20 protein-coding genes are annotated in these 22,972 nt (G+C 67.0%); 11 read left to right on the top strand and 9 right to left on the bottom strand.

Going from position 1 to position 22,972, the window contains the following annotated elements:
- Positions 1–29 precede the first annotated feature (29 nt).
- The 3 genes from EV283_RS02475 to EV283_RS02465 all read left to right on the top strand — a co-directional run bounded on the left by EV283_RS02475 (position 30) and on the right by EV283_RS02465 (position 2,573).
- Positions 30–1,433 carry a nitronate monooxygenase gene (locus tag EV283_RS02475; RefSeq protein ID WP_056411437.1) on the top strand — a complete coding sequence of 468 codons (1,404 nt, stop codon included), beginning with the start codon at positions 30–32 and terminating at the stop codon, positions 1,431–1,433.
- A gap of 92 nt (positions 1,434–1,525) precedes the next feature.
- Positions 1,526–2,164, top strand: a complete 639-nt coding sequence (locus EV283_RS02470) for a LysE family translocator (RefSeq protein ID WP_130322393.1) — start codon at positions 1,526–1,528, stop codon at positions 2,162–2,164.
- Positions 2,165–2,327: 163 nt separating this feature from the next.
- Positions 2,328–2,573 (top strand): hypothetical protein, encoded by a 246-nt coding sequence (locus tag EV283_RS02465; RefSeq protein WP_130322391.1) that lies wholly within the window; start codon positions 2,328–2,330, stop codon positions 2,571–2,573.
- A gap of 81 nt (positions 2,574–2,654) precedes the next feature.
- Here the strand turns inward: EV283_RS02465 and EV283_RS02460 are convergent, their stop codons facing one another.
- Together EV283_RS02460 and EV283_RS02455 are read right to left on the bottom strand one after the other, a co-directional pair.
- On the bottom strand, positions 2,655–2,846 hold the full coding sequence (locus EV283_RS02460; RefSeq protein WP_055879018.1) for a hypothetical protein: 192 nt from the start codon (positions 2,844–2,846) through the stop codon (positions 2,655–2,657).
- An 80-nt stretch (positions 2,847–2,926) separates the two neighbouring features.
- The gene (locus EV283_RS02455; protein WP_130322389.1) at positions 2,927–3,925 is read right to left on the bottom strand and encodes a D-glycerate dehydrogenase; all 999 of its coding nucleotides are present in this window, start codon (positions 3,923–3,925) and stop codon (positions 2,927–2,929) included.
- Positions 3,926–4,035: 110 nt separating this feature from the next.
- On the opposite strand from EV283_RS02455, the gene EV283_RS02450 reads away from it, so the two are divergent.
- Entirely contained in the window at positions 4,036–4,530 is a 495-nt protein-coding gene (locus EV283_RS02450; RefSeq protein WP_242615751.1) for an SH3 domain-containing protein, read from the top strand.
- A 33-nt stretch (positions 4,531–4,563) separates the two neighbouring features.
- Here the strand turns inward: EV283_RS02450 and EV283_RS02445 are convergent, their stop codons facing one another.
- From EV283_RS02445 to EV283_RS02420, 6 genes are all read right to left on the bottom strand, one after another.
- Positions 4,564–6,039 carry an NAD(P)/FAD-dependent oxidoreductase gene (locus tag EV283_RS02445; RefSeq protein ID WP_130322385.1) on the bottom strand — a complete coding sequence of 492 codons (1,476 nt, stop codon included), beginning with the start codon at positions 6,037–6,039 and terminating at the stop codon, positions 4,564–4,566.
- 69 nt (positions 6,040–6,108) lie between these two features.
- The gene (locus tag EV283_RS02440; RefSeq protein ID WP_130322383.1) at positions 6,109–10,341 is read right to left on the bottom strand and encodes a translocation/assembly module TamB domain-containing protein; all 4,233 of its coding nucleotides are present in this window, start codon (positions 10,339–10,341) and stop codon (positions 6,109–6,111) included.
- Positions 10,341–12,527 (bottom strand): BamA/TamA family outer membrane protein, encoded by a 2,187-nt coding sequence (locus EV283_RS02435; protein ID WP_242615750.1) that lies wholly within the window; start codon positions 12,525–12,527, stop codon positions 10,341–10,343. The genes EV283_RS02440 and EV283_RS02435 overlap by 1 nt, the downstream gene beginning before the upstream one ends.
- A 94-nt stretch (positions 12,528–12,621) precedes the next feature.
- Positions 12,622–13,041, bottom strand: a complete 420-nt coding sequence (locus tag EV283_RS02430; protein ID WP_130322379.1) for a hypothetical protein — start codon at positions 13,039–13,041, stop codon at positions 12,622–12,624.
- Positions 13,038–13,793 (bottom strand): A24 family peptidase, encoded by a 756-nt coding sequence (locus EV283_RS02425; RefSeq protein ID WP_130322377.1) that lies wholly within the window; start codon positions 13,791–13,793, stop codon positions 13,038–13,040. The genes EV283_RS02430 and EV283_RS02425 overlap by 4 nt, the downstream gene beginning before the upstream one ends.
- A complete protein-coding gene (locus EV283_RS02420) occupies positions 13,786–14,037 on the bottom strand; it encodes a hypothetical protein (RefSeq protein ID WP_055879041.1) in 252 nt (83 codons plus the stop codon). Before EV283_RS02420 ends, EV283_RS02425 begins: the two co-directional genes overlap by 8 nt.
- A gap of 90 nt (positions 14,038–14,127) precedes the next feature.
- On the opposite strand from EV283_RS02420, the gene EV283_RS02415 reads away from it, so the two are divergent.
- The 4 genes from EV283_RS02415 (at position 14,128) to EV283_RS02400 (ending at position 20,182) form a co-directional block, all read left to right on the top strand.
- Positions 14,128–15,321, top strand: a complete 1,194-nt coding sequence (locus EV283_RS02415; protein WP_278044183.1) for an acetyl-CoA C-acyltransferase — start codon at positions 14,128–14,130, stop codon at positions 15,319–15,321.
- A 586-nt stretch (positions 15,322–15,907) separates the two neighbouring features.
- The gene (locus EV283_RS02410; protein WP_207223023.1) at positions 15,908–17,260 is read left to right on the top strand and encodes a GGDEF domain-containing phosphodiesterase; all 1,353 of its coding nucleotides are present in this window, start codon (positions 15,908–15,910) and stop codon (positions 17,258–17,260) included.
- Between the two features lie 128 nt (positions 17,261–17,388).
- Positions 17,389–19,725, top strand: a complete 2,337-nt coding sequence (locus EV283_RS02405) for an ATP-binding protein (RefSeq protein ID WP_165391678.1) — start codon at positions 17,389–17,391, stop codon at positions 19,723–19,725.
- 64 nt (positions 19,726–19,789) lie between these two features.
- Entirely contained in the window at positions 19,790–20,182 is a 393-nt protein-coding gene (locus EV283_RS02400) for a response regulator (protein ID WP_130322373.1), read from the top strand.
- On the opposite strand, the gene EV283_RS02395 is transcribed toward EV283_RS02400, so the two are convergent.
- Positions 20,179–21,048 carry a class I SAM-dependent methyltransferase gene (locus EV283_RS02395; RefSeq protein ID WP_130322372.1) on the bottom strand — a complete coding sequence of 290 codons (870 nt, stop codon included), beginning with the start codon at positions 21,046–21,048 and terminating at the stop codon, positions 20,179–20,181. The two genes, EV283_RS02400 and EV283_RS02395, sit on opposite strands and share 4 nt — an antisense overlap.
- Positions 21,049–21,130: 82 nt before the next feature.
- Between EV283_RS02395 and EV283_RS02390 the strand changes: the two genes are divergently transcribed.
- Genes EV283_RS02390 through EV283_RS02380 form a run of 3 tightly spaced genes read left to right on the top strand, consistent with a single transcriptional unit; the run spans position 21,131 to position 22,972 of the window.
- On the top strand, positions 21,131–21,859 hold the full coding sequence (locus tag EV283_RS02390) for a ComF family protein (protein WP_130322370.1): 729 nt from the start codon (positions 21,131–21,133) through the stop codon (positions 21,857–21,859).
- Between the two features lie 31 nt (positions 21,860–21,890).
- A complete protein-coding gene (gene grxC, locus EV283_RS02385) occupies positions 21,891–22,145 on the top strand; it encodes a glutaredoxin 3 (protein ID WP_056411423.1) in 255 nt (84 codons plus the stop codon).
- Positions 22,145–22,972 carry a carbon-nitrogen hydrolase family protein gene (locus EV283_RS02380; RefSeq protein ID WP_130322368.1) on the top strand — a complete coding sequence of 276 codons (828 nt, stop codon included), beginning with the start codon at positions 22,145–22,147 and terminating at the stop codon, positions 22,970–22,972. Before grxC ends, EV283_RS02380 begins: the two co-directional genes overlap by 1 nt.

Here is a 22,972-nt window from a genome sequence, read left to right as displayed (position 1 = left end):
GGGCCGTATTTTCCGGGAGAGGTGACGTCGTGTTCAAGGGCCTGAAGCCTATCGTCTATAACGGTCGGGAAGTCTGGCCTCTGGTTGAGGGCGGCAAGGGCGTTGCCGCGACCAACCACGCGTCGGCCGGCGCCTGGGCTGCGGCCGGCGGTATCGGCACGGTGTCGGCGGTCAACGCCGACAGCTATGATCCCGAGGGCAAGATCATTCCGCAGGTCTATGCGGCGCTCACGCGACGCGATCGGCACGAGGAGCTCGTCCAGTACGCGATCGAGGGTGCGGTTCAGCAGGTCGAGCGCGCGTACGAGATCGCCGACGGCAAGGGCGCGATCAACATCAACGTGCTGTGGGAAATGGGCGGCGCGCAGCGGATCCTGCACGGCGTGCTCGAGCGGACACGCGGCAAGGTGGCCGGCGTCACCTGCGGCGCAGGCATGCCCTACAAGCTGAGCGAGATCACCGCGTCCTACGGCGTCAGCTACCTGCCGATCGTCAGCTCGGGCCGGGCGTTCCGCGCGCTGTGGAAGCGCGCCTATTCGAAGGCGGCCGAATGGCTCGCCGCGGTTGTCTATGAGGATCCGTGGCTGGCGGGCGGGCATAACGGCCTGTCGAACGCCGAGGACCCGTTGAAGCCGCAGGATCCCTATCCGCGCGTCAAGGAACTGCGCGACGTGATGCGCGAAGGCGGCATCAGCGACGCGGTGCCGATCGTGATGGCGGGCGGCGTCTGGTACTTGCGCGACTGGAACGACTGGATCGACAATCCCGAGCTCGGCACGATCGCGTTCCAGTTCGGCACGCGGCCGCTGCTGACGCGCGAAAGCCCGATCCCCGCGGACTGGAAGAACGCGCTGACGCAGATCGAGGAAGGCGACGTGCTGCTGCACAAATTCTCGCCGACCGGCTTCTATTCGTCCGCGGTGCGCAACCCGTTCCTGCGCAGCCTTGAGGCACGTTCCGAGCGCCAGATCGCGTTCTCGACGCAGGAGGCGGGCGACCACATCTTCCAGCTCGACGTCGGCGTGAAGGGCAAGAATTTCTGGGTCACGCGCAACGACCTGCTGCGCGCGCGCCAGTGGTTCGGCGAGGGCTTTACCGACGCGCTCAAGACGCCCGATAACACGCTGGTGTTCGTCAGCCCGAACGAGAAGGGCATGATCCGCAAGGATCAGGCCGATTGCATGGGCTGTCTGTCGCAATGCTCGTTCTCGAGCTGGGCGGATACCGAGACGAACTCGACCGGACGCCTCGCCGATCCGCGCAGCTTCTGCATCCAGAAGACGTTGCAGGACATCGCGCATGGCGGCGACATCGACCAGAACCTGATGTTCGCCGGCCATGCCGCGTACAACTTCAAGAAGGATCCGTTCTATTCGAACGGGTTCGTGCCCAGCGTCGGGCAGCTCGTGGACCGGATCCTCACGGGCGACTGACGCTGCGGACAGGGTGATTTCGGCGCGCGCCGGGGTCACCCTGCCGGTTTCGCGGTCTGCGCGATCACGCACTTGAGGGGCAGGGGGCAAGGATGACGCTACACGCCTGGTGGCTGTTCCTGGGTGCGGTGTTCCTGCTGTGCGGGACGCCGGGGCCCAACATGCTGCACGTCATGACGCGCAGCATTGCGTTCGGTGCGCGACGCAGCATCGCCGCGATGGCCGGCTGCCTGACCGCGCTGGTGCTCGTGCTGGCGGCGTCGGCGGCGGGGGTGTCGGCGTTGCTGGCGGCCTGGCCGCGCGTGTTCGATGCGCTACGCTATGCCGGTGTCGCCTATCTGATTTTCCTCGGGATCAAGGCCTGGCGCGGGGCTGGATCGCCGATCGACGTGGGCGACGATACGTCGCCGGTCACGCGCATGCCGGCCGCATCGGCGGCGCGGCTCTATCGCGGCGGGTTCGTGATCGGGATCAGCAACCCCAAGCTGCTGCTGTTCGCGGCGGCGTTTCTCCCGCAATTCGTCGATCGTGCCTCGCCGCAGGGACCGCAGTTCGCGATCCTCGTCGCCACTTTCGCAGTGGTCGAAAGCTTCTGGTACGGTGTGTACGCCGCCGGTGGACGGACGCTCGCGCGGTATCTGACTCGCCCGGCGATGCGGCGTGCGTTCGACCGGCTGACGGGGGCGATCTTTGTCGGTTTCGGGCTCGCGCTGTTGCGAGTGCGAACCTAACGCGTCGGCCGCCATTGCCGATCGGGGCGATAGCGCGCATACCCGGCGCATCGCGGCGCTTCATACGGGCAGGCTGTGACTGAGAGATGCTTTGCGCTCCCGCTCCGAGCCGGGAATGCCGCATGACGATATCTTCTTCCATCGTGACTTCAGGACGCATTTCGTGACGACCGAGGTGGACACGGTCGTACCGATCTCACGCGCGGTGAACGTCAGCGTCGAACAGCCGCAGGTCGTGGCGATGTGCAAGAAGCATGATGCGATCATTAGCGCGATCGAGAGCCTGCCGTCGGGGGGCACGCGCGTCGTCCTGATGAACAGCGCGGATGCCGCCAGGATCATCAAGGCGTTCGGATCGAAGGTGCTGACGGGGAACGTCGCGCGGACGCACTGGATGCGGGCAGTCTGAGACGGCCGCTACGATTCTTCCCCTTGCGGGGGAGGATAAGCCCCGGGCGCGTTCGACACGCTGCCCGGGGTCTGGGTCAGGTCAGTCGGCCACGGTGCCGACGACGGCACCCCCTGCGCCGCCAACGGCTGCGCCTTTCTCGACACTGCCGCCCGTTGCGGCAGCGACACCTGCGCCACCCGCTGCGCCGATGCCTGCGCCCTTGAGCGTCGAGCATGCACTCATCGAGACGGCGGACGCGAGCAGCAGGGCGGAAACGGCAAACTTCTTCATCTTGGATACTCCTGTCTCTCCGGGGGTATCCAACAAATGCTGCATCGCGGTAACGGTTCCGACATCGTGCTGCGGATCGCTCAGATCCAGCCGTCGAGCACCTGATCCGGCGGGCGATGGCCGTCGGCCCACATGCGGATGTTCTGGATGACCCGCTCGCCCGACGCCATCCGGCCTTCGAGCGTGGCGGAACCCATATGCGGCAGCATCACGACGTTGGGGAGCGCGAGCAGGCGCGGGTCGATTGCCGGTTCGTGCGCCCAGACGTCGAGCCCGGCGCCGGCGAGGCGGCCGGCCTCCAGCGCCTCGACCAGCGCGGCCTCGTCGACGATCCCGCCGCGTGCCGCGTTGATGAGATAGACGTGCGGTCGCATCAGCGCGATCCGGCGCGCGTCGATCAGGTTGCGGCTGTCGGGATTGAGCGGGGTGTGGATCGTCACGATGTCGACCGCGGCGAGCAGTTCGTCGAGCGAGTCGTGGAACGTCGCGGCCAGCTGTGCCTCGCGTACCGCGGGAAGCCGCTGGCGATTATGGTAATGGATGGTGAGCCCGAACGCGCGCGCTCTGAGCGCGACCGCCTGACCGATCCGTCCCATCCCGACGATCCCGAGCGCCTTGCCGCCGATCCGGTGGCCGAGCATGCCGCCCGGGCTCCAGCCCTTCCACTGGCCCGATCGCACCAGCTTCTCGCCCTCCGCGAGCCGCCGCGGGACCGAGAGGATCAGCGCCATCGTCATGTCCGCGGTATCTTCGGTGAGGACGCCCGGCGTGTTGGTGACGATGATCCCGCGCGCGCGGGCGGCCTTCAGGTCGATATGGTTCACGCCCGCGCCATAGTTGGCGATCAGCTTGAGCCGGTCGCCCGCGCCCGCGATCAGCTCTGCGTCGATATCGTCGGTGACGGTGGGGACGAGGACGTCGCACTCTGCCATCGCGGCGGCGAGTTCGGCCCGCGTCAGCTTCGCGTCGGCGCGGTTGTTGCGCGTATCGAACAGCGCCTCCATCCGGTCCATCAGCGTATCCGCGAGCTCGCGCGTGACGACGACCTTGGGGTTCGGACAGCGGCGTGTGTCGGTCATGGAGACGGCTTGGCGAAGGGCCGTGCGGTCGTCAACATCGAGACTCCAACTTCGGTTGAGGAAAGCGATTCATCGCGATAGGAGGTCGGCTCGCCAGTTAGGACATGACCATGCGCATTCTCGCCGCAGCGCTTTCCGCCGTTGTTTTTACCGCGCTGGTGTCCGAGCCGGCGGCGGCCGCCGACGCGACGAAGCGGGCAGTGCCCTATTACGCGTCGATCTCGGCGTCGCGCGCGCGGATGCGGACGGGGCCGGCGCGGACCTATCCGGCGAGCTGGCTGTATCAGCGGCAGGACCTGCCGATCAAGGTCGTCGCGATCTTCAAGGAATGGCGCAAGGTCGCCGATCCCGACGGGACCGAGGGCTGGATGCAGGCCAATCTGCTGAGCGGCACGCGCACCGCGATCGTCCGCGGGGCGAGCCCGGTCGAACTGCGCGACAAGCCCGCCGCGTCGGGTCGCGTGCTGTACCGTGCGGCGCCCGGCGTGGTCGGGCGGCTGGCGCAGTGCGGCAATGGCTGGTGCCGGTTCGACGTGAAGGGGCAGGCGGGCTTTGTCGACATCGGCGCGCTGTGGGGCGTCGAGGCGGGCGAGACGCTGCCCTGATCGGCTAGGCGGGCAAGCGTACCCCCTGCTCGCCTAGGCGGGCAAGCGTACCTTCGCCGGGGCGGGGTTCGAGAAGCGCATCGCGTCGTCGATCGAGCCGAACTTCAACGCCATCAGGTCGAGCGCGTAATTCTGGTTGAGCTTCCACGGCTTGCGTTCGCCCTGCGCGGGCAGCGCGGCGGCGGCGCGCTGGACATAGCCCGACGAGAAATCGAGGAACGCCTCGCTCTTCATCGTCGGGTCGTCGTTATGCGGCGTCGCCTGGCGAAGCCCGCGCTTGGTCATCGTGTTGAGCAGGCGGCAGACATAGACCGCGGTCAGGTCCGCCTTCAGCGTCCACGACGCATTGGTATAGCCGAAGGTCGAAGACAGGTTCGGGATGCCGTCGAACATCATGCCCTTGTACTGGAGCCGGCCGGCGAGCTCGATCGGTTGCCCGTCGAGGCTGAACGCGACGCCGCTCATCAACTGCAGTTCGAGCCCGGTGGCGGTGACGATGACGTCGGCGGGCAGGTCGTTGCCTGAATCGAGGTGGATGCCCTCGGGCGTGATCCGCGCGATCGTGTCGGTGACGATCGAGGCCTTGCCGGCGTTGATCGCGGTGAACAGGTCGCCGTCGGGCACCAGGCAGACGCGCTGGTCCCACGGATTGTAGCGCGGCGTGAAATGCGTCGCGACGTCGTAGTCTGGGCCGAGATGATCGCGGACCATGCCGATCATCCGCTCCTTCACCTTGGCGGGGCGTTTGCGCGCGAGGCGGAAGAAGACCATCCCCATCAGCACGTTCTTCCACCGCGTGATGCCGTACGCCGCCTTGGCCGGCAGCTTCCCGCGCAGCCAGTTCGCGACGCCATCCTCGCCGGGGCGCGCGACGATATAGGTGGGCGAGCGCTGCAGCATCGTCACATGCGCCGCGGTCGCCGCCATCGTCGGCACCAAGGTCACCGCGGTCGCGCCGCTGCCGATCACGACGACTCGCTTGCCGCTGTAATCGAGATCCTCGGGCCAGAATTGCGGGTGGACGATCTGCCCGGCGAAACTTTCCGCGCCCTCGAACTCGGGCGAATAGGCCTTGGCGTAGTTATAATAGCCCGCGCACATCGACAGGAAGTTGCAGGTGAGAGTCACCGGCGCGCCATCGGGCCCCGTCGCCTCGACCGTCCACCGCGCATCCTCGGTGGACCACGCGGCCGACTTGACGTGATGACCGTAGCGGATCTTGGCGTCGATCCCGTATTCCCTCGCCGTTTCCTCGACATAGGCGCGGATCGAGGGACCGTCGGCGATCGACTTGGCCGCGGTCCAGGGGTGGAAGGCGAACCCCAGCGTGTGCATGTCCGAGTCGGAGCGGATGCCGGGGTAGCGGAACAGGTCCCACGTCCCGCCCATCGCCGCACGCCCCTCGAGAATCATGTAGCTGCGGTCGGGGCAGCGGGTCTGGATATGGTAGCCGGTTCCGATCCCGGAAATCCCGGCACCCACAACGATCACGTCGACATGCTCGGCCATGCTGCATCCCCTCGCCCCGGCGTTACGCCATAGGTGTCATAACCGAACTTATCCTGTTGTGATCTTTACTCAATAGTCCTTCGTATATTTGACGCTGGCGCTTTGCCCGCCGCTCGATCCCGCCGCCGACAACAGGCTGAGCGCCCTGGTCAGCGCGATCTCGAGCTGCGTCGAGGTATAGCCCTTCGCGTCGGTCACGATCTCCACATAGATGTTCTTCGTGATGTACTTGCCCGCGGCGAGGCTGGTGCCGCGCCCACTCGCCTCGTCCGCGCCGAGGACGCGCAGCCGGTCGAACCCGGTCGCCGAGCGCAGCTTGCCGAGCGGGTTGAGGCCACCGCCGCCAGACCCGCGCAGCGAGTTCAGCGCAGACGCGAGCTGGATCGCCTCGGTCGCGGACAGGTTGGCCGGGCTGGACCCGAACAACAGGCGGCTGAGCACCTCGTCCTGCGGCAGAGTCGGCGTCGAGGTGAACGCGATCTGCGGACGCTGGCCGGTCCCCGTGACGTTGATCGTCACGGTGATGTCGCTGGTCGTCGTGCTCGCCTGGATGTTGATGTCCGGATCGGTCAGCGCACCGCCGCGGAAGCGGATCTGCCCCTTGGTGACTTCGAACCGCTTGCCCGAGAAGGAATAGGTGCCGCGCACGATATCCATTCCGCCGGTGACGATCGGCGCGGCGGACGTACCGCCGATCCGCATGTCCATCTCCCATTCGGATTCGAGGCCCATGCCCGACACGAACAGCTGGTTCGGCGCACGGACGCGCAGGTCGAGCTTGAACTTGCCGACTGCGGGCACCTGCGACCGGTCGGTCGAGACCGGCGTGCGGATGTCGCTCTTGCGGCGGACGCCGGTCAGTTCGGGGACTTCGGCCTGGCCCTGGCGGATGATCTGGTAGCGCGCCTCGGGGATCTGGAGATCGCCCTGGATGAGCCCGCCGTCACGCCCGTTGGTCAGGTGGATCGTGCCCGTCGTGGTGGCGCTGATCGCATCGCTCTTGGCGAGCTGCGCGTTGTTCAGCGTCGCGCGCAGATCGATCGGGAAGCCGCTGTCCGCCGCGAACCCGATCGAGCCCTGCGCCTGCACGGTACCGTCGCCGGCCTTCGCGCTGAGCTGCGTCAGTTGCAGGTCGGTGTTCGAGAACCGGCCGGCGATCCGCATCTGTGACAGGCGGGTCCCATAGGTCTCGTTGTCATAGGTCAGGTTGTCGGCACGGACGACGCCGTTGAGCTGCGGTGCCTGGAGGCGCCCGGAGAAGTCGGCGGCGACCGCGATCGGCCCCGACAATTGCTGGTTCGGAATCGCGGCGAAGCTGAACAGCACCGCGGACGGGCCGTTATAGCGGATCCCGCCCGACAGCGGCGCGGCCATCAGGCGCTCGCTCCACGAGCCGGTACCCGCGGGGAGTGGGCGCAGGTTCGCGACCATCCGGCCGATCACCGACGTGCCGCGACGGACCAGCGCACGACCGGTGCCGCCTTCGCCGCCGAGCGTGCCTGCGAACACGATGTCGACGGGATCGGAGACCGCGGCGAGACCGGATCGGGTGAAGTTGGTGACAGTCATGCGCGCGTCGGCGGTCGGCAACGCGGCCGAATTGGCCTGCGTGAAGTCTAGGCTGCCGGTGGCCTTGCCGCCGATCCCGAGATTGGGGACGAGCGCGGACAGGGTCGACAGATCGAGGCGATCGAGCCGGACCTGCGCGGTCGTGCCGCGGCCGTAAACGCCCGCGAAACGTGCCGAGCCGCCGCCTGCGCCACCAAAGTCGATCCGGGTCGGCGACAGGCGGTATTCGCCCTTCACCGCCTGGATGCGCGCCGGGTTGACGGTGCGGAAGTCGATGCCGTTGGCCTGGCCCTGCGCCGCGACGAGGTAATTGTTCGGGCTGAGCTTGGCGTTGACCGCGAGACGGAAGGGGACGCCGTTCGAGCCGGTCAGCAACGCCTGCGCGGTGCCGTTGCCGCCGACATAGTTCACCTTGGCGCGGCCTGCGGACAGGACGATCGCGCCATAGCGCATGTCCGCCACCTGCGCGTCGGCGACGATCTGCGGCGTCGGCGTCAGGACCGCGGTCGCGTTGATGATCGCGCGGCCGATCGTGAAATCGACCATCCCGGGGATCCGGGCGCCATTGGCGCGCGCGGCGACGTCGGCACGCTGATACCCGCCCTGATTGGCGAGACGGACATTGCCCGACAGGCCCTGGCCCGCGAACTGGAGCGCGCCGGCGAACGGACCTGCGGCGGTCTGGACGATCCGCCCGCTGCCGACGATCCCGGCGAACACCACGCGGCGCACGTCGACCGCGAGCTGCGTCCCCGGCGTGACGAGCACGTCGGCGGTGAACGGGCCGTAATTGGTGCCGCCACTCGCGGTGACGGCATAGGCGCCGCCGCGGCCGACGATGCGCGCGTTGAGGTTGACGAGCCCGACGCCGACGCCCGGACGCGGTGCGCGCAGCACGACGACGGGGGCGGTCGCGCTGCCCGTCACGCGTGCGGACAGCGGGCCGTAGACCGTGGAATAGGCATCGGCATTGACCAGCACCGCGCCGGTCGCCGGATCGAACCGGCCTTCGCCGCGGGTGACTCGGAACTGCGGCGCGTTCATCCGCAAGTTGCGGAAGGTGACGATGCCCTCGGGGCTGTAGCCGATATCCGAGCGGACGATCGCGTTGCCGCCGAGGAAGCTGCGCGCGCCTTCGTTGAAGATCTGCGAGGTCTGCGCGACGACCCGGCCGGTGATCCCGAAGCCGCCATTGGGGCCCGGTACCAGCTTGGCGTCGGTCGTCAGGTTGACGATGCCGATCCCGTCGACGCGGTAATTGTTGACCCGCCCCTTGAGCGCGCCGGTGTAGCGGCCGGTCGCCATGTTCGCGATGACGACCGCGGTCGCGTCGATCTTGTCCGAGCGGATCTTGAGGTTGTCGGACAGCACGTTGACGCCCGAGATCGCGAAGTCGCCGTCGATCGCGACGTTGGTGGCGAGACCGCCAACCGCGGCGTTTAGCCCGGTCACGCGGCGTGCGCGCGCCTTGACGGGGACCAGGATACGGTCCGCATTGATGCGGGCCAGACCCTCGGCATAGAGGTTCTCGACGCCCATGTCGCCGAACGCGATCGTCGCGGCGCGAACCTTGTAGTCGACCGTCGGCGTCGCGAACGCACCGTCGAGGACGACGCGCGCCGTGACGTCACGGCCGCGCAGGTTGGGGAGGATCGCGCCGGGGGTCAGCAGCTTTGCGTTCACCGCGAAATTGCCGAACCGGCTGTTGGCGAGATCGATGAGGCCGCCCGCGTCGACCGCGAGCGCGTCCGACTTCAGCGTCATCCGCGTATCGGCCTTGCGATCGTTGAGCGTCGTGTCGATCGCGACGTCGAGCTGCGGTGAGGTGAGACGCTCGACCGGACCTTCGAGATACAGGCCGGGACGCGTGGAGCCGCGCACTTCGATATGGCCGTTCTTCGCGGTCAAGGCGAGGTTCGCGAGCTGGCCACCGCCGAGCGTCGCGACCGCGCGGCCCTGCCACGCAGCCCAGCTGCCGCGACCATCGACGGTCGCGGTCAGTGGTGCCTTGAACGATCCCATCGTCGAAACGACGCCGCCGACCGGCGCGGTCAGCTTCACGTTGACGTCGAACTTGTTCTGGTCGGGCACCGCGTCGAGCTTGAGCACGAGGCGATCGCCGCCAGCGATGCCGGGGCCGGTGAGCGCGGCGGCGTTGGTGGTGAGCTGCGCGCGGCGATCGGCGATGTGCACGGCGCCATCGATCTTCACGATGTGCGTCTGGCCGGTCACGGGCTTGGCGATCACGAAGCGGTCGATCACCAGACGGTTCACGTCGATGTCGAGATCGGGGAGCAGCGGCGCGTTCGGATCGGTCGGCGTCGCGTTAAGTACCGGGCGGCGCTGCAGCGTGACGAGCGGAGTCGTCAGCGAGCGCACGTCGACATGGTTCTTGGCGAACGCGAACGGGCGCCAGTCGACCGCGAGCTTCGGGCTGGTCAGGAACACGCCCTTGGGATCCGACACGCGGACGTCGCTGAGGGTCATCGCGCCGTAGATCGAGCCGTCGATCCGGCCGACCTTGATGTTCAGCCCCGAGGCGGTGGTGTAGCCGCCGATCTGGTCCGCGACGAGCCGCCGGCCGGGATCGGTGTTGATGCCGAAGAGGACGATCAGGACGAGCGCGACCAGGCCGAGAACGGCGATCGCGATCCATTTGAGGATACGCTGCCACAAGGGACGGCGCGCGACGATATCGGTCTGCTCGACCGCAGGGGTGCCGTTTTCGGCCATCAGAATGCCTGCCCGATCGAGATGTAGAGCGCGATCTTGCCGTCGCCCTTGCGTGGGTTCAGCGGCGTCGCGACATCGAAGCGCATCGGGCCGAAGCTGGTGTAGAAGCGCCCGCCGATGCCCGCGCCGTAGCGCAGGGACGACAGGTTCGGCGTGCTGCTCTCATAGCTGTTGCCCGCGTCGATGAACGGCACGATGCCGAAATCGCCGAACCGGTAGCGCGCTTCGAGTGCGAATTCGTTGAGCGACCGGCCGCCGACCGGGTTGCCGTTGGGATCGAACGGCCCGAGCCGCTGATAGCCATAGCCGCGCACCGATCCGCCGCCGCCGCCATAATAGCGCCGCGAGGGGGCAAGGTCGTCGCGGTCGACGCCCTGGATCGAGCCGGCCTTGGCGCGGCCGGCGATGACGATGCTGCTGGAGACGGGATAGTAGAACGTCCCCTCGATCATCGTCCGGATATACGGCTTCACCGATCCCTGCACCGATGTTTCGGGGCTGAGGTTCAGCGTCAGGCGATAGCCCTTCGTTGGATTGAGCAGGCTGTCCGAGCGATCGAACTTTACCTGGCCCGGCAGCGCGACGATGCCGTAGGTGCGGCGGACGTCCTTGCCCTGTGCGAAGTCGTAGACGCTCTCGTTCGTGCCGACGAGTTCGCCGCCGTAATAATAGGTCAGCGGCTTCTGCCAGATCGGCGTGGAGTCGTAGCTCCAGCGGACACCGACGCTGGTCGTGAACGCGTCATAGGCGTCGTAATTCGAATGGTTCGCGCCCGCGGTCAGGCTGAACGTGCGGTCGCGGCGGCCTGCGTTGGCGCGGCGGAACGTGCCCGACAGGCCCTGTTCCTGCGTACCCGCGATCACCGATCCGATCAGCGCACCCTCATAGGGGAACAGGTTGCGGTGCTGCCACGTGCCCTCGGCGCGGAAGCCCTGGCCGGTCGAATAGCCGACATTGCCGCCGAGCGAGCGGGGCTTGCCCGCGCTCTGGCGGACCAGCAGGTCGACCTGCTCGGTGCCGTCGGGGTTGACCGTGCCGGTGCGGACGGGCTCAACCGACACGGTCGAGAATTGCGACGTCGCGACCAGCGCGTCGCGCAGGTCGTCGGTCATCCGGTTGTCGTAGAGTTCGCCCGCCTTGAACCGCGGGAAGAGGCCCAGATGCTCCAGGTCGAACACCGGATCGCCTTCGGTGCGAAGCTGGCCGAACGACGCGCGGGGTCCCGTATCGACCGGCAACGTGTACGCCCCCGTCGGTGTCTGATCGTCGAGCAGGATGTCGCGTTCGCCGACCTTGACGAACGGATAGCCCTGTTGCGGCAGCGTCAGGCTGACATTCGCCTCGGCGCCCTGGATCCGCGCGGCCTCGATCGGGTCACCGACCTTCAGCGGCAATTGCTGGCGGACCAGATCGGGGGGCGTCGTCGCATTCGCCTGCACGGTGATCGACGACAGCGAATAGAGCCGCCCCGGCTGCGCGCTGACGGTCGCCTTGAGACGCGTGGGCTTGGTCTTGTCGGCGTCGGGGATCGTCTCAATCGTCGAGATCGCGGTGGCGTCGTAATAGCCGAGCGACTTGAGCAGGCGCACCGCCAGTGCCTCGTCCTCACGCCCGCGCGCCGCGACCTGCGTGGCGTTCGCGGCCTTGCCCTTGCCCTCGGCGAGCGCGGACAGCGCCTTGTATTCGGCCTCAAGCCCCGAGCCAGCCTTGTCGAGCCCCTTGGTCGCGGTCTCGTACCGGATTTCGGGCGCGTCCTTGTCCTTGATGTCCGCCGCGGTCTGGAGCGGGGTCGTGTCGAAGCTCGACAGCGGGATCAGCGGTTGCGCGAGTTGCGGATCGGCGGGGCCGGTCGGCGGCAGGACGTCACCCGACACCGTCGTTGCGGACGTCGTCGCGGTCGCGGGGGTGGCGGCGACCGCGGGCGCTGCGGACATGGGTTCGAGCGGTGCGTTCAGGTCGCTGCTCAGCGGCGGCAAGGCGCTGTCGAACTCGGCATCGGGGACGATCGGCGCGTCGGAGCGCGGATCGGCCGATTGGGTTTGATCGCCGGGCTTGGGGGCATCGGGACCCTTGGCAGGGGCGGTGCCGGGCTTTGCCAGCTGGGCGGAACAAATGCCCGCAAACCCCGTATTAGACGCTACCAACGCCAGAGCGAGCCAATGATGCCGGCTGTTCGAAGCTGTCACACGATTCCCTTTTACCGGCAGCGATCGTGTACGATTCACCCCCATCTTCGCCCACGTAACGCACGGAGGGCGGTTTGGTTTCACGAAAATTGACTCAAACGCAGCCGATGAGCCCACCGACCGGCATGACGACGGTATCGCGCCCCGGGCGGTCGATCCGTAGCGTTGCAGACGTGACCGTCGCGCCTGCCGATATGTCCGCGCGCACCGCGACGGCCATGTCGACCGTCGCGGTGACGTCACCGCCGCGATACTGGGTGACGCCGCCAAAGCCGAAGCCGATCGCAGGCGATTGCGTCGCCATCGCATAGTCGGTGGTCTTGCCGTCGATCGCCAGCCGGATCTGAGCGGGGTCGGCGGTGGCCATCGCGACAAGCTGGCGCCCGGCGTCCATGCTCCAGAGATAGGCGGCGCACCCCTTGGCAGGCAGTTTCTGCTTGCCGATCGCGCCCAGCGGGCCGGGTCCCGGATTGGCCGCGGCTTGCAGTGCGAGGAGAAGAGCGAGCGATATCATGGCGTCAGGCCTATCATGAAGAGCCATGCGGGATAAGCCGCCAATGCCAGCAACGCGCCGAACGGAAGCGCGGTGTCCGCCGCCATGCTGCGTCCCTTGAGGTGCGCGGCTAGGACGACGCCGAGCCCGATCATGCTGGCGATCAGCAGAACGGCGGGCAACATTTGCCATCCGAGCCACAGCCCGATCGCGCCGAACAGCTTGGGATCGCCGCCGCCCATCCCGTCGCGCCTGCGCAGATGCCGATAGCCGAACGCGACCAGCCACAGCGTGCCGAACCCGGCGATGCCGCCGATCACCCGCGCGATAATCGGCGGGTCGATCCCGACTGCCCCGCTGATCATGCCGGTGCCGGCGAGCAGCAGCGTCAGCCGGTCGGGCAGCCAGAACGCGATGAGATCGAGGCTCGCCAGCGCCAGCAACAGCCAGCCGAACACCGCGCCTGCCACCCCGACCGGTCCGGGCGCGACGATCCCGGCAGCAACGCCGATCGCCACGCCCGCCAGCTCAATCCGCCAGTGGACCGGGCTGATGGCGGCGTGACAGCCGCAGCACCGTCCGCGAAGGATGAGCGCACTCAATAGCGGCACCAGGTCGACAGCGCGGAGCGTCCGCCCACAGTGATCGCAGGCCGAGCGTCCGGTCATCACCGATCGCCCGTCCGGCCAGCGCGTCACCAGCGCCGCGACGAAACTGCCAAGGATCGCGCCGAGCACGCCCAGCAGCACCGCCCAGACCGCCGCCTCAGACACCCGTCTTGCGCACCAGATAGCGATACACGCCGAGGAGGTTGATCCCGAACAACACGATATTCTGCGTGCCCAGCGCCCAGTCCCCGGTCAAGGCCGCACCGCTGAGCCAGGCGATCGACGAGCCGACGAACAGCACGAACCCCCAGCCGGTCACGCGCCGCCCGAAATCGAGCGACACCATGAACGCGGCGATCACCCCTGATGCCGCGGCACACCATTTGAGCGTCGTGATGAGTGTTTCCATGTCGACGGGTCTAGGCGCATCCCGCGCTGCTTTGTATTGCCGCGGATCAACCCCAGATACCGGGGGCATAAGACTATATGGAGAGCATAAGTGGCCGTCGATCGAGATCCCGTCGTCATCCTGTCCTACGCGCGTACGCCGATGGGTTCGTTCCAGGGGGCGCTCGCGGGCGCGACCGCGACTCAGCTTGGCGCCGATGCGGTCCGCGGTGCGGTCGGTCGGTCGGGCGTGTCGGCGGCGGATATCGAGCGGATCTACATGGGCTGCGTGCTGCCCGCCGGGCTCGGCCAGGCGCCCGCGCGACAGGCGGCGATCAACGCCGGGCTTGGCGACCATGTCGAGGCGACGACGGTCAACAAGATGTGCGGATCGGGGATGCAGGCGGCGATCCTCGCGGCCGACGCGCTGGCGGCCGGGTCGGTCGACCTGCTCGTCGCGGGCGGCATGGAGAGCATGACCAATGCACCGTATCTGTCGAAGAGCCACCGCGGCGGCGCGCGGATCGGGCATGACCGGATGTTCGACCATATGTATCTCGACGGGCTCGAGGATGCGTACGAACCCGGCAAGCTAATGGGCAATTTCGCCGAGGATACCGCGCACGACTACCAGTTCACGCGCGCGCAGATGGACGACTACGCGATCGAATCGCTGCACCGTGCGCAGCGCGCGCAGAAATCGGGCGCGTTCGATCGCGAGATCGTCCCGGTCGAGATCACGGGACGCAAGGGCACGACGACGGTCGCACTCGACGAACAGCCGGCCAAGGGCGACGTCGCCAAGATCCCGACGCTGAAGCCTGCCTTCTCGAAGGAGGGCACGATCACCGCCGCCAACGCCTCGTCGATCTCCGACGGTGCCGCTGCGCTGGTGATGACTCGCGCGAGCGTCGCCGAGCGGCTCGGGATCACGCCGATCGCGCGGGTCGTAGCGCACGCGGCGCATGCGCATGCGCCGGCACTGTTCACGACCGCGCCGGTGTTCGCGATGCGCAAGGCGATGGAGAAGGCGGGCTGGTCCGCGGCGGACGTCGATCTGTTCGAGGTCAACGAGGCGTTTGCGGTCGTCGCGATGATCGCGATGCGCGACCTCGGCCTGCCGCATGACAAGGTGAACATCCATGGCGGCGCCTGCGCACTGGGGCATCCGATCGGTGCGAGCGGCGCGCGGATCCTGGCGACGTTGCTGTCCGCATTGGAAACCACCGGCCAGAAGCGCGGACTGGCATCGCTGTGCATCGGCGGTGGCGAGGCGACCGCGATGGCCGTGGAGTTGATGCGCTAAGGCCGAGCGTTCGGGGAATGGCGCTCGTTCGCGCCGTTCCCCCAATGGCGGGCGGTGACCGGCCCGCATTCCTTTTCAGTATCATGTGCAGCACCCGGCGACCCGTTTCGCCGAGACGATCGCGCGCGTCCGCGGAGTGGCGGTCGGCTGCGGGGAGGGTGAGTTTGCGTCGGGAGCGCGGCATCGATGGCGCTCGACCGGCGACTTTATAGTGTCATGTTACAGCAGTGTTGCTGACCGATCGGACTCGTTGCCGGCTTAACCAAGCAACGCGCCTCGTGCCGTTCCACGCTAGTCATCATGGGTAAAGTGTCGGCCCGATCACCGTGTTCGCCATATAGGGGCGAACAGCGTTGATCGAGCCGACGTCGGCATTCACCAGGGGCGAATGCCGGTATAGATCAGCGAGATGATGAGATTCAGCATGTTTTATGCTCCCTTATTGACACCCAACCGGGTGCGATTTCGGCTTAATGGATAACAAAACGTTAAACAATGCGATTTGTATTTTGTTAACCACGTTTTGCGGCCAACGGTGTGTGTTGTGCTTAAGAGTATGTTTAGGCGTGTCCGATATCGCGGAGGCATGAGGGAGTTTCTGCAGTCACGCGTTGCCAGCAGCGTCCAGGCCGACGACCCGGTCGGCGCGCTAGGCCCTGTAAGTCAGGCGGTAATTCCGGCGCGTCCGCACCGTGCCATCGCCTGGCAGTTCCTGATCCTGGCCGAGATCGAGAATTTCGGCGTGCTCCGCCGGCATCTCGGGCGCCCGCGTGCCGATATGCTGGTGATCGACGTCGCGGCGCGAATCAGTTCGGTGTTGTCCGACGCACGAATCGTTATCGCCGGTCGCGACATGGTCGAGATCGCCTTTGAGAGTGAGGCACGGCTTGCGCTCGACGTGGCGATCACCGCGCTCGAGGGCGCGCTCGACCTGCCGTTTGACATCGATGGCGAACAGCACAGGGTGCATGTCCAGTTCGGCGCCGCCGCCGGTGCCACGATCGGCGATCGCGACGAGGTGCATCTGGTCGAGGAGGCCGAACGCGCCTTGGCGGACGCGCGCAGCGAGCGGGTCGCGGTCGCCCGCGACGTGAACGCGGGCGCGGCGTCGATCGACCGGGCGCAACTGGCGAGCGACCTGACGATCGCGATCGATGCCGAGGAACTGTTCCTCCAATATCAGCCCAAGGTCCATCTCAGGCGGCAGGAGATCACCAGCGTTGAGGCGCTGGTCCGCTGGAACCATGCGACCAGGGGGCTGGTGCTGCCGAGCGATTTCATCCCGATCGCAGAGGAATCGCGCGATATCGTCGCGCTCACGCTGTGGACGATCCGCCGGTCGATCCGCGACCAGAGGACGCTGGCCGCGCACGGCCATGAACTGCGGATCTTCATCAACATCGCAGGCGTACTCCTGGCCGACGCCCGGTTCGTCCGGACGGTCTGCGCGCTGGTCGAGACCAGCGGCGCGCGGCTCGGATTCGAGATCACCGAGACGTCGGTCATCCGCGATCCCGAAAGCGCGATCGCGAACCTCAAGATCTTCGCCGATATCGGTATCGTCATCGCGATCGATGACTATGGCGCGGGGCTGTCGTCGCTCGCCTATCTCAAGCAGTTGCCTGCGCGCGAACTGAAGATCGACAAGCTGTTCGTCACGCAGCTCACAAGTTCGAACCGCGACCCGCTGATCGTGCGCTCGACGATCGACCTTGCCCATGCGCTCGAGATGGAAGTGGTTGCCGAGGGCGTCGAGACTCAGGCGGCGATGGCGTTGCTGTCGGTGATGGGGTGCGACATGATCCAGGGGTTCCTAATCAGTCGTCCGATCAACCTCGACGCGCTGATCCACTTCCTCGCCGAGGAAAAGCACCTCGCGATCGCAGCAGAGGCGCGCGCGCCGTTCAACCGGCTTGCGACCGTGTGGAAGCGCGGATGAGCCGTCTCTCCGCACGCTGGATAGGCCTGGTCGTCGGCTGCGGAATTGCGCAATCATGTTCGGCGCAAGGTGTCGCTGCGTCAGGCGCGACGCGGTTTGATCGGTCTATCGGTGATGCGAAAGCCACGATGCTGATCGATCCTGAGGCCGCGCAATCCAAGGCTGCTGCAGCCGAGCATCTTGCGGCGACTATCGAAGAGCCCAAGGCCCGCGATATATCCGTCGCTACGGCCCAGTGGTTGCAGGGCGAGGCCTATCTGCGAACCGGAAACCCGGCGAAGGCCAGCGCGCTTATCGGCAAGGCACTGGCTAAAGTGGTTGTCAGGGCTCCGCAGTCCAAACTCTACGCGGACATATTGTTGTCGCGAGCGGGAGCGGAAAGTGGCCAGGGGCGCGTCGGTGCGGCACTGGTCGATTATCAGTCGGCTTTTGCGCGATATCGCCATCTTGGCGATGAGCGCGGCCAGGCTATGGCGTTGATCTTCATTGCATGGCTTTACACCGAAGCAATGGATCAGGCGACTGCACTCAAATATTACGACCAGGCTATCGAAACATATCGTACCGATCCCAGCCTGTCCGTGTCGATCTATAACAATCGCGCGACTGCGTTCAGCGAGCTCGGAAAGTATAAGCAGGCGCTCGCAGAGTTTAAAACTGCCTTATCCCTCGCGAAGGATCTAAGAAGCGCGCCATTAATGGCACAGATCTACGCCAACATGGCATTGCTCCAATTGGCTATGGGCAATCTGTCGGGCAGCGAGCAGGCAATACGAGACGGCATGCGCCTGACCGATAACCGCGAGACATCGGGTTTCCGCGCCGGAATCATGGCGATCTCGGCAAAATTGGCGTTGCGGCGAGGGCAGGTCCCGCGTGCCGTAGCGTTGATTACGCAGGCTTTGGCCGATTTGGGGCCGAAGGGGACGAGCATTTCCTTGAAGGACATCCACCAGACCGCGTATGACGTGTTTCTTGCGGCCGATGATCCCAAGTCGGCGCTGGTCCATCTCCAGGCGCTGAAACGGATCGACGACGCCGCGACGAAGGTTGCAACCAGTACCAAGTCGGCGCTGATGGCGGCGCGGTTCGACTTTGCGAACCAGGAGCTGAAGATCAGCCAGTTGCGCGCCGACGAGCTGCGTCGCGGCATCGTGTTCGAGCGTGCGCGCGTGCGGACGCAGCGTTATGTGTTCTTCGGGATCGCGGCAGCGGTCGCGATCGTGATCGCGTTGCTGGCGATCGGGCTGTTCACGATCCGGCGCAGTCGCAACATGGTGCGCGCGGTGAACGCCGATCTGGCGATCACCAACGGCGCGCTCGGCAAGGCGCTCGCCGCCAAGACCGAATTCCTCGCGACGACGAGCCACGAGATCCGCACGCCGCTCAACGGCATCCTCGGCATGACCGAGGTGATGCTGGCGGACGAGAAATTGTCGCCGCTGCTCCGCGATCGGCTGGATGTCGTGCGCGGCGCGGGGATCACGATGCGTGCGCTGGTCGACGATATCCTCGACGTCGCCAAGATGGAGGCGGGCAACCTGACGATCGAGGCGGTGCCGTTCGACCTGTGCGCGACCGTCATGGACGCGACGCGGATGTGGCAGGAACAGGCGCGCAGCAAGGGGCTGTCGTTCGAGATCGACCTCAAGGGCTGTCCGGCGATGATCCTGGGCGATGCCGCGCGGATCCGTCAGATCGTGTTCAACCTGCTGTCCAACGCGCTTAAATTCACCAAGCGTGGCCGCGTGATGCTCGCGGTCGATGTCGGCACGGACGGGCGGTTGCGGATCGCGGTGACCGATTCCGGGATCGGCATTCCCGCCGACAAGTTCGAACAGATCTTCGAATCCTTCGCACAGGCCGATGCGGGCACCACCCGCCAGTTCGGCGGGACCGGGCTTGGGCTGGCGATCTGCCGCAACCTCGCCCGCGCGATGGGCGGCGATGTGCTGGTCGCCAGCGTCGAGGGGCAGGGGACGACGTTCACGCTGGTGCTGCCCTTCGTCCGCGCGGTCGACATCTTGCCGGTCGCGATCCCCGCAGCCGACGACGTCGCGGTGACGCTGGTCGTCGATCGCAATCCGATCACGCGCAGCATGTTCAAGACGCTGCTCGCCCCGCATGCCGGCGAGATCGCGTTTGCCGGATCCGCCGACGCAGCCGTCACGCGGCTGGGGGAGGGCGCCATCGCGCACGTGCTGATCGACGATGCGACGGTGCGGCTTGGCGAGGATCCGCTCGCCGACCTTCGCCGCATCGCGGACGCGGCGGGTCTGACGCGGGCGGAGACGAGTGTGTTGTGGCCCGTATCGGCCGGGCAGGAGCAGGATGAGTTGCTGGCGACGGGCATCACCAGGGTCATTGCAAGACCGGTCAGCGGCGCCGCGCTGGTGCAGGCGATCTATGGCGAGTCGACACCGCAAAAGGGCGTTCATCCCGTCCTTGTGTCGGACGCTGCATAAAGCGTAGATGCACGATTATGTCGGCCGCATTTCCCTCGCATGTCCCGCTGTCGACGAGACGCTGGTGAACGTTCTTTTCATCGAGGACGACCGGATGAACCGGCGGGTCGTGAAGGACATGCTCGACGTCGCCGGCGTGACGATGGTCGAAGCCGAAAGCGCCGAACGCGGGCTGGAAATCATCGACGAACAGGATTTCGCGATGATCCTGGTCGACCTGCGGATGCCCGGTATGGACGGCGTGACCGCGATTCAGCACATTCGCGCGCGCGACGATCGCAAGGCGCGTGTGCCGATCATCGTCGTAACCGCGGATATCGCCCCCGACCTGCGCGAGCGCTGCATCCTCGCGGGTGCGGACGACGTGATCTTTAAGCCGGTGGCGATGGATTCGCTGTTCGATGCGATGGGCCGTATCCTCGCGCGCGATGCCGAGGGCGATGGGATGATCGGCTAGTCTCTCGCCTTGAGCGCGTCCGTCATCGAGGCGGTCGCGCTGCCGCGTCGCGCGGGCTTGGGCTGCGACGGGTCGGGGGACCACCCGGTCAGGAACACGATCTGGAACGTCTCGTGCGTGCGGCCGCGATCGTCCGCCGCGGCGGCGAACGCCGCGATCGTCCGGCCCAGTATGTCGCGTGACATCGGCTGGCGCTGGTTGAGCAGGTTGCTCGCCCCCATCCCGCGGAGATCGCCCAGCAGCCGACCGAGATCGCGGTAGCCGACGTCGAGCGTCTCGACGTCCGCCACGGGGAGCGCGAAACCTGCGCGCATCAGCAGGTCGCCGGCGGAGCGGACGTCGATCTGCGGATGGAGCCGGGCCGCGGGCCGGTCCGCTTCGGCGATGCGCAGCGCGGCGCGCAGGGCGGGCAGGCTTCCCGCGCCGACGAACGCGCCGAGGAACAGCCCGTCCGGCCGCAACACGCGGCGGATCAGCGAAAGCGCGCCGGGCAGGTCGTCGATCTGGTCGAGCACGCCTGCGCTCACCACCAGATCGAAGCTCGCATCGGCGAACGGCAACCGGTCCTCGTCAGCCTGTACGCCGTGCGCGGCGGCGGCAAAGGCATGGCCCGGGTCGCACCGCGCGATCCGCGCACCGGGGGGGGCGGGCAGCGCTGCGTCGAAACAGCCGAGATCGAGGATGTCGGTAAACGACCGGGTTACCGCCGAGAGCCGCTCGTCGATGCCGTCGAGCATCGTCGCGCGGAGAAAGTCATGCTCGGCATAAGCGGGGGCGGCGCGATCGCGGCGCCGGCGGCGGGCGGCACGGTCGAAGATTTGGGGCGCTTGATCGGACACGGGGGCGCTTGTGCCGCGCACCGGCATCGCCGACAAGGGGTAGGGCGCAAACAGTGGTACCGCGCACGGCAAGAACGGGTGCGGGCACGGGTGCGGGGAAAGGGGGTCGGTGTTGAAACTGCCGGCCGTGCTACGCCATGTCGTCGACGCCGCGTTGCCGCCGCGCTGCGCGGGGTGCGGTATCCCGGTCGCGCAGGATCATCGCTTCTGTGCCGCCTGCTGGAGCAGCCTGCGGTTCATCGCGCCACCCTGGTGCGCCGGATGCAACCTGCCGTTCGCGTTCGATCGCGGCGACGATGCGCGGTGCGGGGCGTGTCTGCGCGAACCGCCGCGCCATGCCGGTGTCCGCGCGGCGGTCGCCTATGGCCCGGTCGCGCGGAGCCTGGCGCTTCGGCTGAAATATGGCGGGCGGACCGCGTTTGCCGAGACGATGGCGTTGCGGATGCGGTGGCTGCTCCCCGCCGATACAGAACTGCTCGTTCCGGTCCCGCTGCATCGCCGGCGGATCTGGTCGCGCGGGTTCAACCAGGCCGCGTTGATCGCCGAGGCGCTCGCCAGCGCGGCGGGCGTCCCGCACGACCGCGATGTGCTCGTCCGGCCGCGTCGCACGGTCGCGTTGCGCGGGCTGGGACGGCGACAGCGCGCGGCGGTGGTGGCGGGCGCCTTCGCGGTTGCGGCACCGGGCCGTGTCCGCGGCAAGGCCGTCGTGCTGGTCGACGACGTCTATACCAGCGGCGCGACCGCGGAGGCTTGTACGCGCGTGCTGTTGCGCGCAGGTGCCCGCTCCGTCACGATTTTATGCTGGGCGCGCGTGCTGCCCGCGGACCGCGACGATTGACAATGGCGACCCGCAACCACATTTCCATCGAATGGCTAAAGTTGAAATCTACATCAAGCAGTTCTGCCCCTATTGCTCGCGGGCGCTGAAGCTTCTCGCATCGAAGGGCGTCGAGCCCGAGACGTTCGACGTCACGATGGGCGGCCCGAAAAAGGCGGAGATGGTCGAGCGGTCGGGCGGCCGCATGACCATGCCGCAGGTCTTTATCGACGGTAAGCATATCGGCGGCTCGGACGATCTCGCCGCGCTCGATGCAAAGGGCGGTCTCGACCCCCTGCTCGCCTGATGCCTCGGATCGGCGTCCTTCAGATGACCAGCGGGATCGATCCCGCGGTCAATGCAGCGACGCTGACCGATGCGATCGGTGCGGCGGGGAAAGCGGGTGCCGGGATGCTGTTCACGCCCGAAATGTCCGGGCTGATCGATCGCGACCGGTGTCGGGCCGGAGAGGCGATCGTTGGCGAGGACCAGGACATCGTCCTCGCCAGCGTCCGCGATGCCGCGGCGGCTGTGGGGATCTGGGTACATCTCGGGTCGCTCGCGATCCGCCGTGACGATGGCAAGTTCGCCAATCGTGGGTTTCTGATCGACTCTTCGGGGACGATCCGGGCACGCTACGACAAGCTGCATCTGTTCGACGTCGATCTTCCGTCGGGCGAAAGCTGGCGCGAGTCCGCGGCCTATGTCGGCGGCGAGACCGCGATCGTGGTCGATACGCCCGCGGGGATGGTCGGCGCATCGATCTGTTACGACCTGCGGTTCGCCGCGCTCTACAGCGCGCTTAGCGATGCGGGCGCGACGTTACTGTCCGTGCCGGCCGCGTTCACCCGGCCCACCGGCGCCGCACACTGGCATGTCCTGCTGCGTGCGCGCGCGATCGAGGCGGGGGCCTATGTCGTCGCCGCCGCGCAGACCGGCATCCACGCCGATGGTCGCGCTACCTATGGGCATTCGCTCGTGGTCGATCCGTGGGGCGAGGTGATCCTCGACATGGGGGAGGAGGCGGGCCTTGCCTTCGGCGATCTCGATCCCGCCAGCGTCGATGCGGTCCGGTCGCGGATCCCGGTGCTGCAGCATCGGCGGCTGATACCTGCCGTTACGGTCGTGCGATGA

The organism is Sphingomonas sp. BK036 (genome assembly GCF_004216825.1).
Lineage (GTDB): Bacteria > Pseudomonadota > Alphaproteobacteria > Sphingomonadales > Sphingomonadaceae > Sphingomonas.
Note: the sequence above shows the minus strand (reverse complement) of the source record. Positions and strands in the feature narration are given on the sequence as shown.

Bases quoted from the DNA above. Each gene is read 5' to 3' on its own strand.
- EV283_RS02470 (WP_130322393.1), top strand. From the start codon at position 1,526: ATGACGCTACACGCCTGGTGGCTGTTCCTGGGTGCGGTGTTCCTGCTG.
- EV283_RS02460 (WP_055879018.1), bottom strand. From the start codon at position 2,846: ATGAAGAAGTTTGCCGTTTCCGCCCTGCTGCTCGCGTCCGCCGTCTCG.
- EV283_RS02455 (WP_130322389.1), bottom strand. From the start codon at position 3,925: ATGACCGACACACGCCGCTGTCCGAACCCCAAGGTCGTCGTCACGCGC.
- EV283_RS02450 (WP_242615751.1), top strand. From the start codon at position 4,036: ATGCGCATTCTCGCCGCAGCGCTTTCCGCCGTTGTTTTTACCGCGCTG.
- EV283_RS02445 (WP_130322385.1), bottom strand. From the start codon at position 6,039: ATGGCCGAGCATGTCGACGTGATCGTTGTGGGTGCCGGGATTTCCGGG.
- EV283_RS02440 (WP_130322383.1), bottom strand. From the start codon at position 10,341: ATGGCCGAAAACGGCACCCCTGCGGTCGAGCAGACCGATATCGTCGCG.
- EV283_RS02430 (WP_130322379.1), bottom strand. From the start codon at position 13,041: ATGATATCGCTCGCTCTTCTCCTCGCACTGCAAGCCGCGGCCAATCCG.
- EV283_RS02420 (WP_055879041.1), bottom strand. From the start codon at position 14,037: ATGGAAACACTCATCACGACGCTCAAATGGTGTGCCGCGGCATCAGGG.
- EV283_RS02410 (WP_207223023.1), top strand. From the start codon at position 15,908: ATGAGGGAGTTTCTGCAGTCACGCGTTGCCAGCAGCGTCCAGGCCGAC.
- EV283_RS02405 (WP_165391678.1), top strand. From the start codon at position 17,389: ATGCTGATCGATCCTGAGGCCGCGCAATCCAAGGCTGCTGCAGCCGAG.
- EV283_RS02395 (WP_130322372.1), bottom strand. From the start codon at position 21,048: ATGCCGGTGCGCGGCACAAGCGCCCCCGTGTCCGATCAAGCGCCCCAA.
- grxC (WP_056411423.1), top strand. From the start codon at position 21,891: ATGGCTAAAGTTGAAATCTACATCAAGCAGTTCTGCCCCTATTGCTCG.
- EV283_RS02380 (WP_130322368.1), top strand. From the start codon at position 22,145: ATGCCTCGGATCGGCGTCCTTCAGATGACCAGCGGGATCGATCCCGCG.